Below are 13,858 nucleotides of genomic sequence, written 5' to 3'. Positions count from 1 at the left end.
TCACTGCTCCCTCAATCGTTGACGCCACACGATGCGCTGGGCGCGCGTCTCTTGCCCTGTCTCAACGGCGTAGATCGCTTCCAGCACATGCCGCGCCGTCAGATGCTGACTCACCGCTGTGACCCTGAACAGACGCACAGGGATGTCTTCGGGAAGGTGTACAACCCGAGAGCTTTCACCCAGGTTCTGCAGCAAGAAAAACCCCTGCTCCACTCGCTGCCATGCCGCCTCCCCGCCCCGCACGTCATGGGCTTCGGCGGGCGGCGCACATGGCGGCGAGCAGGGCCCAGGTGGCGCACGCAGCAAGCGGTCACGTCCCTCCAGCAAGGTTGCCTCGGCCTGCTCCAGTGCCTGGGCACTGACCAGCAGTTGAGCAGTCGAGCGCGCCAGTCGCAGGGCATCGTTTAGCGCCGATGCCGCCAGCAGCCCCAAGAGCAGACTCAGCAGCATTCCAGTCAGAAGGACGATGCCCCGTTGGCGCCTCATGATTCGGGCAACCGGTTGCGCAGGGCCACACTCATCTCATGCCGCAGCTCGATCTGGTGCCGCGGCTCGAACAACGTGAGTTGCACATCGACGCGCCCGCCCTCTTGTGTCGGCACCAGTGTGACGCGCAGGTCACGCACCTGGTCGATCAGAGTCTGGGACTGGTTGCCACGCACCAGTCGCAAGTCATTGCCCTGCAGTTGGTAGGCGACGCGCTGGAGCGGGAACAGCAGCGCATCGGGTCGCGCATTGGCGTCGCGTGGGTTACTGACCTGCGCCCAGCTCAGGCAATCGGTCAGCAGTACCCAGTCCGGTTGTCGCCCGGTACCGGGTAATTGTTCACCGACAAGGTTCAGGCTCTCCAGGCGTCCGTCGCCGGTTCGGGCGATGCGCACAGGCTGGGTGAAGGCCGCGGCAGCCGTCGGACTATCGAAGGTGATGGCGTCGTGACGCAGGCAGCCCAACATACCGGCCGAACGGATGTCCTGAGCCATGCGATGCAACGCCAGCCGGGCGTCATCCTGCAGCCGTGCCGTGGCGGCCTGCGCTTGCCAAGCCTGATAGGTGGACACGAACACGTGGCTCGCCGCCCCCAGCAGTACCAGCCCGATCGTCAGCGCCAGCAAGGCTTCGAGCAACCCGAAGCCTGCCTGGGTATGTCTCATGGCGATACCCTGCCCTGCAAGCTGATGAGCGCCTGGCCTGACCTGTGAATTTCCAACGACCAGATATCACCGGCGCCCGTCGCCCGCCCTTGCGCCGAAGCGCCCAGCAGCCGGCGGATCCGGCCTTGCCAATCCGCTCGCTCGGTCTCCGGCAGGGCACCGACCGCCCTGCCCCGCTCCAACAGCCCTTGCGCCAGATAGACCGCCTGGCTGTCACGTCGCGCCTCGTCACTTACCTGCAGCCCCCGCAACTGTTGAGCCGCGGCAGCGAACAACCCCAGCGCCAGCACAGTCATCGTCAACAGCACTTCCAACAGCGTTATGCCGCGCTCCTTCGCTTGCATCCTCCCCTCCTGGGAATTTTCCTGCCCTTGCTCTCCAAATCTGCCGACTGGACGCCCCATCCGTCGGCCTCGAAGCTACAGCGAAGCACGTCCTGGGAGGAATGCACGGTGCAGCAACGTGGAGCAACACTGATACAAATGATGTGCGCCTTGGCGCTGATCAGCCTTCTGGCACAGGTTGGATTGCCGGCCTACGCCAATCTCAGCCACGACCTACACCAAGCCGCCGCGGCCCGCTACTTGGCGCAAGCACTGCGTAGCGCACGCAGCCATGCCGTGTTGCAGCAGCAAGCGGTGCAGGTACAAGCGCTGGAGGGGGACTGGGGACTGGGCTGGCGTACACACCTGGCACACAACGGGCAACTACTGCACGAACAACGCCTCGCGCGCAGGCTCGAGATCGCCAGCAATGTGGACAATGAGGTGACATTCAGCGGCCTGGGCGTTCCGCTGCGGGGAAATCGCGGATTTCTCGGGGCTACCTTGGAGATTTGTCCACGTACAGAGCAAGCGAGCCGCTATTGGGTGGTGCTGGCCCCCAGCGGCAGGGTCGACCTGCGCACCGGAACGAGAGACTCATCACGGTGCACAGGCGCCTGATCAGATCAGCGAGCGAACCCGCAGTTCCTTGGGCATGGAGAAGGTAATGTTCTCTTCCCGGCCATCGAGCTCTTCAGCGCCGGTGGCGCCCCAGGCACGCAGCTGTTCGATCACGCCACGCACCAGTACTTCGGGGGCCGAGGCGCCAGCGGTGATGCCAATGCGGGCCACACCCTCGAACCAGCCTTGCTGCAGGTCCTCGGCACCGTCGATGAGGTACGCCGGGGTCCCCATGCGCTCGGCCAGCTCGCGAAGGCGGTTGGAGTTGGAACTGTTGGGGCTGCCGACCACCAGCACCACGTCACACTCATCGGCCAGTTGCTTGACGGCATCCTGACGGTTTTGCGTGGCATAGCAGATGTCGTCCTTGCGCGGGCCACCGATGTTCGGGAAGCGCGCACGCAGGGCGTCGATGACACGGCTGGTGTCATCCATCGACAGGGTCGTCTGGGTCACGAAAGCCAGGTGCTCGGGATCGCGAACCTGAAGGTTGGCGACATCGTCCTCATCCTCGACCAGGTAGATCGCGCCGCCATTGCTGGCGTCGTACTGGCCCATGGTGCCCTCGACTTCCGGATGCCCGGCATGGCCGATGAGAATGCATTCCTTGCCATCGCGACTGTACTTGGCCACTTCGATGTGAACCTTGGTCACCAGCGGGCAGGTGGCGTCGAACACCTTCAGCCCCCGGCCGGCCGCTTCCTGGCGCACGGCCTGGGAAACACCATGGGCGCTGAAGATGACGATGACGTCGTCCGGCACCTGGTCGAGCTCTTCGACGAAGATGGCCCCGCGGTTGCGCAGGTCCTCGACCACGAACTTGTTGTGCACCACTTCATGACGCACATAGATCGGCGGGCCGAAGACTTCCAGGGCGCGGTTGACGATCTCGATCGCCCGGTCGACCCCCGCACAGAAGCCGCGAGGGTTGGCGAGTTTGATTTGCATGCTCGGCTCCAGGCTTACAGGGCCTTGACCTCGAGGATCTCCACCTCGAAAGTCAGGGTCTTGCCAGCCAGTGGGTGATTGAAATCGATGGTCACCTGGTCGTCATCGAACGCCTTGACCACGCCCGGCAGCTCGGCGTTGGCAGCGTCGTTGAAGATCACCAGCAAGCCTTCGGACAGCTCCATGTCAACGAACTGCGAGCGCGGCATGACCTGCACGTTCTGCGGGTTCGGCTGGCCGAAGGCGTTCTCAGGGACGATGGTCAGCGTACGCTTGTCACCGGCCTTGAAGCCGAACAGCGCAGTTTCAAAGCCTGGCAGCAGATTGCCGTCGCCCACCTTGAAGGTGGCCGGAGCCTTGTCGAACGTGCTGTCGACGGTGTCGCCGTTTTCCAGGTGCAGCGCGAAGTGCAGGGTGACTTCAGTGTTCTGACCGATACGGGTTTCAGTCATGGACAGGTTCTCCGGACTTCTTGCTCTTGAACATATCCAGCGCCAGCATCACCGCACCAACGGTGATAGCGCTGTCGGCCAGGTTGAAGGCCGGGAAATACCAACGGTTCTGCCAGTGCACCAGGATGAAGTCGACCACGTGGCCCAGCACGATGCGGTCGTACAGGTTGCCCAGCGCACCGCCCAGCACCAGCGCCAGGGCCACGGCCAGCCAGGTGTCGTTGCGCCCCAGGCGCTTGAGCCAGACCACCAGCACCGCGCTGACCACCACGGCGATCAGGGCGAACAGCCAGCGCTGCCAGCCGGAGCTGTCGGCCAGGAAGCTGAATGCAGCGCCGGTGTTGTAGGCCAGGGTCCAGCTGAAGTAGTCGGGGATGACCACGATCTGCTGGTACAGCTTAAGGGCACCCTCGAAATAGACCTTGGTGGCCTGGTCAAGGACCAGGACCACCAGGCTCAGCCAGAGCCAGGCAAGGCGCCCGAAGCGCCCCGCTGCAGGATTAGGCATAGTGGCGCACCTCGCCGGAACCGCTGAGGTTGTCTACGCAACGGCCGCAGATTTCCGGATGCTCCGGGTGGCTGCCGACGTCGGCGCGGAAGTGCCAGCAACGGCCGCACTTGGCATGGCCGGACTTGACGACTTTCAGCTTGAGGCCTTCGACTTCGGTGGTCACGGCATCGGCCGGCGCCTGGACGAACGGCACCACGCTGGCGGCGGAGGTGATCAGCACGAAGCGCAGTTCATCGCCCAGCTTGGCCAGGTCGGCGCTCAGGCCTTCCTCGGCGAACAGGGTAACTTCAGCCTGCAGGTTGCCACCGATGGCCTTGGCCGCGCGCTGGTTCTCCAGCTCCTTGTTGACCGCTGCCTTGACCGCCATGACGCGATCCCAGTAGGCACGATCCAGCTCGAAGCCTTCCGGCAGCTCGGACAGCCCCTGGTACCAGGTGTTGAGCATGACCGACTCGTTGCGCTCGCCTGGCAGGTATTGCCAGATCTCGTCGGCGGTGAACGCCAGGATCGGGGCGATCCAGCGCACCAGGGCCTCGCTGATGTGGTACAGCGCGGTCTGGCAGGAGCGGCGGGCGACACTGTTGGCGCCGGTGGTGTACTGGCGGTCCTTGATGATGTCGAGGTAGAAGCCGCCCAGCTCCTGGACGCAGAAGTTGTGCACTTTGGAGTAGACGTTCCAGAAACGGTACTCGCTGTAGTGCTCTTCGAGTTCACGCTGCAACAGCAGGGTGCGATCGACGGCCCAGCGGTCCAGCGCCAGCATGTCGTCAGCCGGCAGCAGGTCGCGGGCCGGGTCGAAGCCGGACAGGTTGGAGAGCAGGAAGCGCGCGGTGTTGCGGATACGACGGTAGGCGTCGGCGCTGCGCTGCAGGATCTGCTCGGAGACCGCCATCTCGCCGGAGTAGTCGGTGGCCGAGACCCACAGGCGCAGGATGTCGGCACCCAGGGTGTCGTTGACCTTCTGCGGCTCGATGGTGTTGCCCAGCGACTTGGACATCTTGCGACCGCTCTCGTCCACAGTGAAGCCGTGGGTCAGCAGCTCGCGGTATGGTGCATGGTTGTCGATGGCGCAGCCGGTCAGCAAGGAAGAGTGGAACCAGCCACGGTGCTGGTCGGAGCCTTCCAGGTACAGGTCGGCGCGCGGGCCGGTCGAATGGCCGATATCGTGGGAGCCACGCAGCACATGCCAGTGGGTGGTACCGGAGTCGAACCAGACGTCCAGGGTGTCGGAGATCTTGTCGTACTGGCCGGCTTCGTCACCGAGCAACTCGGCGGCGTCCAGCTTGAACCACGCCTCGATGCCTTCCTTCTCGACGCGCTTGGCCACTGCTTCCATCAGCTCGACGGTGCGCGGGTGCAGCTCGCCGGTCTGCTTGTCGAGGAAGAACGGAATCGGCACGCCCCAGTTGCGCTGACGCGAGATGCACCAGTCCGGGCGGTTGGCGATCATCGCGTGCAGGCGGGCCTGGCCCCAGGACGGCACGAACTTGGTGTCTTCGATGGCCTTGAGGGCACGCTCACGCAGCGGCTCGCCGGTGGTGGGCTGCTTGTCCATACCGACGAACCACTGGGCGGTGGCGCGGTAGATCAGCGGGGTCTTGTGGCGCCAGCAGTGCATGTAGCTGTGACTGATGGTCTCGGTGTGCATCAGCGCGCCGACTTCGCTCAGCTTGTCGACGATGGCCGGGTTGGCCTTCCAGATGAACTGGCCGCCGAAGAACGGCAGCGACTCGACATACACGCCGTTGCTCTGCACCGGAGTGAGGATGTCTTCGTTGACCATGCCGTAGCGCTTGCAGGTGACGAAGTCGTCTTCACCGTAGGCGGGCGAGGAGTGAACCACGCCGGTACCAGCGCCCAGCTCGACGTAGTCGGCCAGGTAGATCGGCGACAGGCGGTCGTAGAACGGGTGACGGAAGTTGATCAGTTCCAGTGCCGAACCCGGCGCGGTGGCGATCACCGAACCCTCCAGGTTGTAGCGCTTGAGGCACGACTCGACCAATTCCTCGGCCAGCACCAGCAGACGCTCACCGGTGTCGACCAGGGCGTAGTTGAACTCCGGGTGGATATTCAGCGCCTGGTTGGCCGGGATGGTCCAGGGGGTGGTGGTCCAGATGACGATGGCGGCGGGCTTGGCGAGGTTCGCCAGGCCGAAGGCGGCAGCCAGCTTGTCGGCATCGGCGACCGGGAAGGCCACGTCGATGGTCTGGGATTTCTTGTCGGCATACTCGACTTCGGCCTCGGCCAGGGCCGATCCGCAGTCGAAACACCAGTTCACAGGCTTGAGGCCCTTGAACACGAAGCCTTGCTTGACCATCTCGGCCAGGGCACGGATTTCACCGGCCTCGTTGGCGAAGTTCATGGTCTTGTAGGGGTTGTCCCAGTCGCCCAGCACGCCCAGGCGGATGAACTCGGTCTTCTGGCCTTCGATCTGCTCGGCGGCGTACTCACGGCACAGCTCGCGGGTGCGGTCAGCAGTCAGGTGCTTGCCGTGGGTGACCTCGACCTTGTGCTCGATCGGCAGACCGTGGCAATCCCAGCCCGGTACGTAAGGCGCATCGAAGCCCGACAGGGTCTTGGAACGGACGATCATGTCCTTGAGGATCTTGTTCAGCGCATGACCGATATGAATCTTGCCGTTGGCATAGGGCGGGCCGTCGTGCAGGACGAACTTCGGACGATCCTTGCCAATTTCGCGCAGCTTCTGGTACAGGCCAATGCTGTCCCAGCGCTGCAGGATCTGCGGTTCGCGCTGAGGCAGGCCGGCCTTCATCGGGAAGGCGGTGTCCGGAAGGTTAAGCGTGGCTTTGTAGTCGGTCATTTCAGGCTCTTCGTTAGCGGTTGAGCGTGCCAATGGGCACGTGCGGCGGCGATGTCCGCGTCGATCGCCGACTTCAGCGCCTCCAGGGAGGCGAAACGCTGCTCCTCGCGCAGCTTCTGGTGGAACTCCACCGTCAGGCGCCGGCCATACAGATCGCCGGCGAAATCCAAAAGATGAATCTCCAGATGGGGACGGCCATCACCGGCGACGGTGGGACGAACCCCGATGTTGGCGACACCTGGCCAGACCTTGCCGTCGATCTCGGCGCTGGTCAGGTAGACGCCGCTCAGCGGCACGCGGCGGCGCTTGAGCTGGATATTGGCGGTGGGTGTGCCGAGCTGGCGTGCCAGCTTCTGGCCGTGCAATACCCGGCCGGTGATACGGTAGGGGCGGCCCAGCAGGTGCGCGGCCAGCTCGAAATCGGCTTGGGCCAGCGCCTTGCGCACCTCGGTGCTACTGACGCGCAGGCCGTCCTGGATGACGGTGTTGGCCGCTTCCACGCTGAAACCATACTGATGTCCGGCCTCGACCAGGAAGGCGAAGTCGCCGGCACGGTCGCAGCCGAAGCGGAAGTCATCGCCAACTTCGAGGTGGCGCACACCCAGGCCGTCGACCAGGATGGCCTTGACGAACTCTTGGGCGCTGAGCTGGCTCAGGCGCTGGTTGAAGGCCAGGCACAGGACTCGATCGATACCCTCGGCAGCCAGCAGTTCGACCTTGTCGCGCAGCCGGGCCAGGCGAGCGGGTGCGGTATCGGGGGCGAAGTATTCACGTGGCTGGGGCTCGAAGATGACCACGCAGGTCGGCAGGTCAAGCGCCTGCCCACGCTCGCGCAGGCGCGCCAGGATTGCCTGGTGGCCACGGTGAACCCCGTCGAAGTTGCCAATGGTGGCGACACAGCCCCGGTGCTCGGGGCGCAGGTTGTGAAGACCTCGAACCAGCTGCATAACGCGCTTCTTGCTCATAAAGTGGCCGATTATAACCACACCCGGGCGCCGGTGACAGGCAGCAGCGCCAAGGGGTGGCGTGGAATGCGAAAAACCGACGTCTGACCCGCCATCGGCCTCAGTGCAAGGCCTTGCGGGCAAAATGCCGAGGGCGGAACCCGCACAGGTACAGGCAACCGAAGTAGGTCACCACACCCGCGAGGATCAACGCCCCCAGGCGCAGGAATCGCTCAAGCATCCCGCCCTGCTCCCAGGCGGGCATGTAGTGCATGCCAACCAGCAGTACACCGGACATCAGGCCCACTGCCAGCACCAGTTTGCACAGGAAGACCGCCCAGCCCGGTTGCGGCTGGAACAACTGCTGGCTGCGCAGCTTCCAGTACAGCAGACCGGCATTCAGGCAGGCCCCAAGGCTGATCGCCAAGGCAAGGCCCGCATGCTGCAACGGACCGATCAGGGCCAGGTTGAGCAGTTGGGTGCAGACCAGGGTGAAGATCGCGATCTTCACCGGCGTGCGGATATTCTGCTGCGCATAGAAGCCCGGGGCCAGCACCTTGACCAAGATCAGCGCGAGCAGGCCGACCGAATAGGCGATCAGGGCGCGCTGGGTCATGGCAGCATCGAATGCAGTGAACTTGCCGTACTGGAACAGCGCGACGGTCAAAGGCTCGGCGAGGATCCCCAGGGCCAGGGTGCAAGGCAGCACCAGCAGGAAGCACAGGCGCAGCCCCCAATCGAGGATCCGCGAATACTCGTGTCGATCACGGTTGGCGTAGGTCTTGGCCAGGGTCGGCAGCAAGATGGTGCCCAGCGCCACGCCCAGCACGCCGGAAGGCAACTCCATGAGACGGTCGGCGTAGTACATCCAGGACACCGAGCCGGCCACCAGGAAGGAGGCGAAGATAGTGTTGATGATCAGGGAAATCTGGCTGACGGATACCCCGAGGATCGCCGGCAGCATCTGCTTGAGCACACGCCAGACGCCAGTGTCGCGCAGGTTCAGCCGCGGCAGCACGAGCATGCCGATCTTCTTTAACGCAGGCAGCTGATACAGCAGCTGCGCCAGACCACCGGCCAGCACACCCCAGGCCAAGGCCATGATGGGTGGGTCGAAATACGGGGTGAGCAGCACGGCGAAGGCGATCATGGCGACGTTCAACAGCGTCGGGGTGAAGGCCGGCACCGAAAAACGGTTCCAGGTATTGAGGATCGCTCCAGCCAGCGAGGACAGCGAGATCAGCAATATATAAGGAAATGTCACCCGCAACAGGGCGGTGGTGAGCTCGTATTTTTCGGCACTGTCGACGAAGCCCGGAGCGGTCACCCAGACCACCCAGGGCGCGGCGAGGATTCCCAGGGCGGTGACCAGAGCCAGCGCCAGGGTCAGCAGGCCGCTGACGTAGGCGATGAAAGTGCGGGTGGCTTCCTCGCCCTGCTGGGTCTTGTACTCCGCCAGGATCGGCACGAACGCCTGCGAGAATGCACCTTCGGCGAAGATCCGGCGCAGCAGGTTGGGCAGCTTGAAGGCGATGAAGAAGGCATCGGTAGCGATGCCGGCGCCGAAAACCCGCGCCAGGATGGTGTCGCGTATGAACCCGAGTACCCGGGAGATCATGGTGATGGAACTGACGGCGGCCAGGGATTTGAGCAGGTTCATGGAAAAATTTCACGCCAGGGACGGAGGGCGCTGCCAGAAGGCGCCCGAGTGTGCGATACTTCCGCGCCGTTGAAGGGGAAGCCAAAACTCCCGAGTTTACAGGTCGCTGCGCAGAAAGGAATCATTCCTTCACGCTCGCGAACCGCTCGGCGGAACCCTCAAGGTGGCCTTGACAACCGTTCGACTGATCGGCATGATTCGCGGCCTATTTTGTTTGCTATTTACCTAAAGTCTTTCGAGGAGCTCGACGGTGGCCAACTCACCTTCCGCCAAGAAACGTGCAAAACAGGCTGAGAAGCGTCGCAGCCACAACGCCAGCCTGCGTTCCATGGTCCGCACCTACATCAAGAATGTAGTCAAGGCCATCGACGCAAAAGACGCCGAAAAAGCGCAAGCCGCCTACACCCTGGCTGTGCCTGTTATCGACCGTATGGCCGACAAAGGCATCATCCACAAGAACAAGGCTGCTCGCCACAAAGGCCGTCTGAATGGCCACATCAAGGCGCTGAAAGAAGCTGCAGCTGCCTAAGCGATGCGCTTGTCGAAAAACCGACCCTAGGGTCGGTTTTTTATTGCCTGCGATTTGAGCCAATGAAAAGGGGCCGCAGTGAGACCCCGTCACCACGCCATGCGCCGAGCCTTGCATGGTGACAGGGCCGCACTGCGGCCCCTTTTGCACGTTCTACTTGCCGATCTGGATCTTCGGCGCCCACAGCAGCCATTCATCCTCAGGTTTGTCGAACAAGGCGAAGGTCTGTTGCGGCCGGGCCGGACTGCCCATCTTGTCGCCATCGGGCGTCGCGAAGGCAATGCCGCCATCGATAAGGGTCTCCAGGGACTCGGTCCGAACCGTGGCACCCTTGAACAGGCCCCAGTCGAAGCCAAAGCCACTGCTGTTCCAGAACCGGCTCCCACCGCGCACCAAGCCCGCATAGCGAGGCTCGATAAGGATGTGGATAAGTACACGATCAGCGGTTTGCCCCAGCTCGAAGCCGGTCACCTTCCCCACCGTCACCTCACGATAGGTCACCGGCACGCCGGGCTTGATGGACCCACGACGCGGTGCACTGAGGGTCAGCGGCAAGCCGACCTCCGGCTCGGTCATCTCAGGCGCCTCAGGCAAGGCGATGAAGTCGCGCTGCGGCCCCTTGGACTTCAAAGCCGGCAGGACTTCAAGGTAGAGCCCGCCTACCAGGGTATCGAGATTTTCGGTACGTACCAGGCCAAAGGCCGGCTTGACAACCCAGAACCGGGTGCCGACCCGGGCGATGCGGTCCTGAGCACCGGTAATGCGCGCCCGCAGCAGCACAGCCTGTAGGTCGGACGTCAGGTCGACGCTTTCCACACTGCCCACATCCAGGCCGCGGAAGCGGATAGGCGTGCCCGGCTTGAGGCCATCGGCGCGATCCACACGAATGGTGATCAGGGTACCTGCACGATCCGCAGCCTCCTGGCTGTCGTGCAGACGGAAACGTGGAATGCGCCGTTTCAAAGGCACATCAGCTTTTGGCGTATCGAACGCCACACCACCCGCCATGAGCGTCTGCAGCGATTCACTCTTGACCTTGATCCCCGAGAGATCGCCAGACAAGGTGATGCCACTGGCATTCCAGAAGCGCGAGGAGCCGTTGACCAGGTGGGCGTACTCCTTCTCGATATGCACGCCAATCAGGATGCGCTTGCTGTTGCGGGCAAACTGGTAGCTTTGCACGCTACCGACCTTGACCTGGCGATACATCACCGGGCTTCCGACTTCCAGCGACCCCAGGTTATCGGCAAACAGCACCATGTGCAGGCCTGGCGCTTTCAAGTCCAACGGTGGCGCCTTCGGGCGCGCCTCGAACTCGCGCTGCGGCTTGGCGCCCTTCTCGCCTGGACGTATGGCGATGTAGTTGCCTTTGACCAACGCCTCCAGGCCCGTGATACCGGCCAGCGAAATGGAAGGCTTGACCACCCAGAACTGCGTCCCTTCGACCAAGTAGTCTTCGGCCAGCGGGTCAAGAGTCAGCTCGGCCGTGGCGCTGGTCAGATCGTCCGCGATCTTCATCGTCTTCAGCGACCCCACCTGGATACCTTTGTACATCACCGGAGTGCGCCCGGCCTGCAGGCCTTCGTAGTCGGTCAGCTTAACCTTGATGCGGATACCCGCCTGAGCAGCATCGAAGTCCTCGTACAGGCGGAAAGGCAGGCTGGGGTCGGTGGGAGGGCTGTCCTTGCGGTACTCAGGCGTGGCAAAGGCTATCCCCCCGGCGACAATACTGGCCAAGGATTCGCTGCGGACCTTCACACCCGACAGATCCGCATCGATGCTGATGCCGCTGGCATTCCAGAATCGCGTGTGCTTGCGCACCAGATTGGCGTAAACCGGCTCGATGAACACCTTGATCTCAACCGTGTCCTGGTCTTCGGAGAGGCGGTAGCTCTTCACACGACCGACCTGGATCTGCTTGTAGAAAATGGGGCTGTCGCGATTGAGCGAGCCCAAGCGATCCGCCTTGAGGGTCAGGTGCAGGCCAGGCTCGCTATCGGACAACGGCGGTGCCTCGGAGAGAGCGGTAAAGCGCTTGGTCTTCTCCCCCTCGCCGGGGCTGACAGCAATGTAGTTACCTGAAACCAGGGTTTCCAGACCTGTGATCCCCGCCAGGCTGACGCTCGGCTTGACCAGCCAGAAGCGCGTCCCGGCGGTCAGATGCGGCTCGGCCTCCTTCCTCATCTCGATGGTGGCGATGACTCCCGTATTGCTTCCTTTGGCATCGAGCACCAAAGTCTTCACCTTGCCGACGGACATGCCTTTGTAGATCACTTCTGTCTTGTTGGCGACGATGCCTTCCCCGGACAGGAAACGAACCTGGATATCTACCCCCGAATCACGATAGGCCTGCCACGCCAGCCAGCCGCCTATCAGTAAGGCAATCAGCGGCAAAATCCATATCGCCGACCAGTTCGAAGCTGGGCGGGTTTTAGCCGTAGGCATGTCACTCATGGTCGTTATCCGACTCCGTGTTATCCCAAATCAGTCGGGGATCGAAAGTTAAAGCTGCGAGCATCGTCAGTATCACCACAGAGGCGAAGGCGACGGCACCCAGGTTGGCTTCGACACTGGCAATACGGCCGAAATTCACCACCGCCACCAGGATGGCGATGACGAAGATATCCAGCATGGACCAGCGGCCAATGAATTCGATGAAGCGGTACATCAGGATCCGCTGACGCGCCGACAGTGGTTGGTGACGTTGCACCGAATACAACAACAGCCCTATACCCACCAGCTTGAAGGTGGGCACCAGGATACTGGCAATGAACACCACGGCGGCGATAGGCAACATGCCGTGCTTGAGCAGGGTGATGACACCAGACATGATCGTGTCCGGGCTGCCCTGCCCCAGCGCGCTTACCGTCATGATTGGCAATACGTTGGCGGGAATATAGAGAATGGACGCGGTAATCAGCAGCGCCCAGGTGCGTACGATGCTGTTGGGTCGCCGCGCATGGACGATGGCACCACATCGGGTACAAGACTGCTCATCACTGTCTGACACCTGCCGGTTCAGCTCATGACACTCATTGCAGACCAGGATGCCTGCATCAATCGCCCGCATGCTCATCCTCCCCCGACAGCGCACTCCAGATCTGATGTGGCGACATCACTACCTCCAGCCATACCTGGACCAATAACAAGCTGATGAAACAAAACAGCCCCAGGCCTATGGTCAGTTCAGCGAGGTCGACCAGTTTGACGATGGCAACCAGAACTCCCATGAAGTAGACCTCGAGCATGCCCCAGTCACGCAGGTGGTGATAAATACGATAGAAGAGCAATCCGTAACTTCGCCCGATACCCAGGCGAATGCTCAACAGAACCAGTAACTGGCAGAGAAGCTTGAGCAACGGGATCGCCATGCTGCACAGGAATACGACGACTGCAACGCCACGCATGTTCGAGTTGAATAGGCCCAGCACCCCACTCCAGACAGTGTCGTCCGACGTCTGGCCGAGCAAGTGCAGCTGCATGATGGGCAGAAAGTTGGCGGGCACATAGAGCAGCAAAGCCGTCAATACTAACGCGAGGCTGCGATTGACCACGTTGTGACGATGGGCATAGAGCTCGTAGCCACAGCGTGGGCAATGTGCCTTTTCGTCATTCTGCAACACCGGCTTACGCATCAACAGGTCACATTCGTGACAAGCCACAAGCTTATCCAGCGGCAAATGGGCCAGCAGCGCTTCGGAGTCGACAGAATTAGGCATATCGAAAGTCTGAATAGATGAATGGACGCTATTCTAGTGCTCTGACTCAAATTGTGGGAGATGATGGCCATAGGGATGGCTCTGGATGCCTGACCGCTTGCCAGAGGAGCGTAGCGGTCGGAACCAGAAAAGACAAAACCCCTACCTGCTCACGCAGATAGGGGTTTTGCGAAATGAAT

Annotated in this window: 14 protein-coding genes; 2 read left to right on the top strand and 12 right to left on the bottom strand. The window is 62.3% G+C overall.

The window, feature by feature from the left end; translation table 11 throughout:
- The 3 genes from ABOA88_RS23030 to ABOA88_RS23020 are packed head-to-tail and all read right to left on the bottom strand — an operon-like array spanning position 1 to position 1,495.
- On the bottom strand, positions 1-486 hold the full coding sequence (locus ABOA88_RS23030) for a hypothetical protein (protein WP_367852202.1): 486 nt from the start codon (positions 484-486) through the stop codon (positions 1-3).
- A complete protein-coding gene (locus ABOA88_RS23025) occupies positions 483-1,151 on the bottom strand; it encodes a PilW family protein (RefSeq protein ID WP_367852203.1) in 669 nt (222 codons plus the stop codon). The genes ABOA88_RS23030 and ABOA88_RS23025 overlap by 4 nt, the downstream gene beginning before the upstream one ends.
- A complete protein-coding gene (locus tag ABOA88_RS23020; RefSeq protein WP_437437112.1) occupies positions 1,148-1,495 on the bottom strand; it encodes a type IV pilus modification PilV family protein in 348 nt (115 codons plus the stop codon). Before ABOA88_RS23020 ends, ABOA88_RS23025 begins: the two co-directional genes overlap by 4 nt.
- A gap of 108 nt (positions 1,496-1,603) precedes the next feature.
- Here ABOA88_RS23020 and ABOA88_RS23015 point away from each other — a divergent pair, with 108 nt between their 5' ends.
- Positions 1,604-2,095, top strand: a complete 492-nt coding sequence (locus ABOA88_RS23015) for a GspH/FimT family pseudopilin (RefSeq protein WP_196170733.1) — start codon at positions 1,604-1,606, stop codon at positions 2,093-2,095.
- On the opposite strand, the gene ispH is transcribed toward ABOA88_RS23015, so the two are convergent.
- The 6 genes from ispH to murJ form a co-directional block, all read right to left on the bottom strand.
- Entirely contained in the window at positions 2,096-3,043 is a 948-nt protein-coding gene (ispH, locus tag ABOA88_RS23010; protein WP_043209670.1) for a 4-hydroxy-3-methylbut-2-enyl diphosphate reductase, read from the bottom strand.
- A 14-nt stretch (positions 3,044-3,057) separates the two neighbouring features.
- Positions 3,058-3,495, bottom strand: coding sequence for an FKBP-type peptidyl-prolyl cis-trans isomerase (gene fkpB, locus ABOA88_RS23005; protein ID WP_043209672.1), 438 nt, complete (start codon positions 3,493-3,495; stop codon positions 3,058-3,060).
- Positions 3,488-4,003, bottom strand: coding sequence for a signal peptidase II (gene lspA, locus ABOA88_RS23000; protein WP_070093373.1), 516 nt, complete (start codon positions 4,001-4,003; stop codon positions 3,488-3,490). The genes fkpB and lspA overlap by 8 nt, the downstream gene beginning before the upstream one ends.
- On the bottom strand, positions 3,996-6,827 hold the full coding sequence (ileS, locus tag ABOA88_RS22995) for an isoleucine--tRNA ligase (protein WP_196170732.1): 2,832 nt from the start codon (positions 6,825-6,827) through the stop codon (positions 3,996-3,998). Before ileS ends, lspA begins: the two co-directional genes overlap by 8 nt.
- The gene (gene ribF / locus ABOA88_RS22990; RefSeq protein ID WP_367852204.1) at positions 6,824-7,774 is read right to left on the bottom strand and encodes a bifunctional riboflavin kinase/FAD synthetase; all 951 of its coding nucleotides are present in this window, start codon (positions 7,772-7,774) and stop codon (positions 6,824-6,826) included. Before ribF ends, ileS begins: the two co-directional genes overlap by 4 nt.
- Before the next feature lie 118 nt (positions 7,775-7,892).
- On the bottom strand, positions 7,893-9,431 hold the full coding sequence (gene murJ / locus ABOA88_RS22985; protein WP_367852205.1) for a murein biosynthesis integral membrane protein MurJ: 1,539 nt from the start codon (positions 9,429-9,431) through the stop codon (positions 7,893-7,895).
- 250 nt (positions 9,432-9,681) lie between these two features.
- Here murJ and rpsT point away from each other — a divergent pair, with 250 nt between their 5' ends.
- The gene (gene rpsT / locus ABOA88_RS22980; protein WP_010220592.1) at positions 9,682-9,960 is read left to right on the top strand and encodes a 30S ribosomal protein S20; all 279 of its coding nucleotides are present in this window, start codon (positions 9,682-9,684) and stop codon (positions 9,958-9,960) included.
- 153 nt (positions 9,961-10,113) lie between these two features.
- Here rpsT and ABOA88_RS22975 read toward each other — a convergent pair whose 3' ends face one another.
- From ABOA88_RS22975 to ABOA88_RS22965, 3 genes are read right to left on the bottom strand one after another with little or no spacing between them, the layout of a single operon-like run.
- A complete protein-coding gene (locus tag ABOA88_RS22975) occupies positions 10,114-12,414 on the bottom strand; it encodes a PqiB family protein (RefSeq protein ID WP_196170730.1) in 2,301 nt (766 codons plus the stop codon).
- Positions 12,407-13,030: a paraquat-inducible protein A gene (locus ABOA88_RS22970; protein ID WP_196170729.1), complete on the bottom strand. Its 624-nt coding sequence runs from the start codon at positions 13,028-13,030 to the stop codon at positions 12,407-12,409. The genes ABOA88_RS22975 and ABOA88_RS22970 overlap by 8 nt, the downstream gene beginning before the upstream one ends.
- Positions 13,017-13,679 carry a paraquat-inducible protein A gene (locus ABOA88_RS22965; protein WP_196170728.1) on the bottom strand — a complete coding sequence of 221 codons (663 nt, stop codon included), beginning with the start codon at positions 13,677-13,679 and terminating at the stop codon, positions 13,017-13,019. Before ABOA88_RS22965 ends, ABOA88_RS22970 begins: the two co-directional genes overlap by 14 nt.
- Positions 13,680-13,858 lie beyond the last annotated feature (179 nt).

Origin of the sequence: Pseudomonas sp. PKS (assembly GCF_051913525.1) — a bacterium.
Taxonomy (GTDB): Bacteria; Pseudomonadota; Gammaproteobacteria; order Pseudomonadales; family Pseudomonadaceae; genus Aquipseudomonas; species Aquipseudomonas guariconensis_D.
This window is presented reverse-complemented; position numbering and strand designations above follow the sequence as displayed.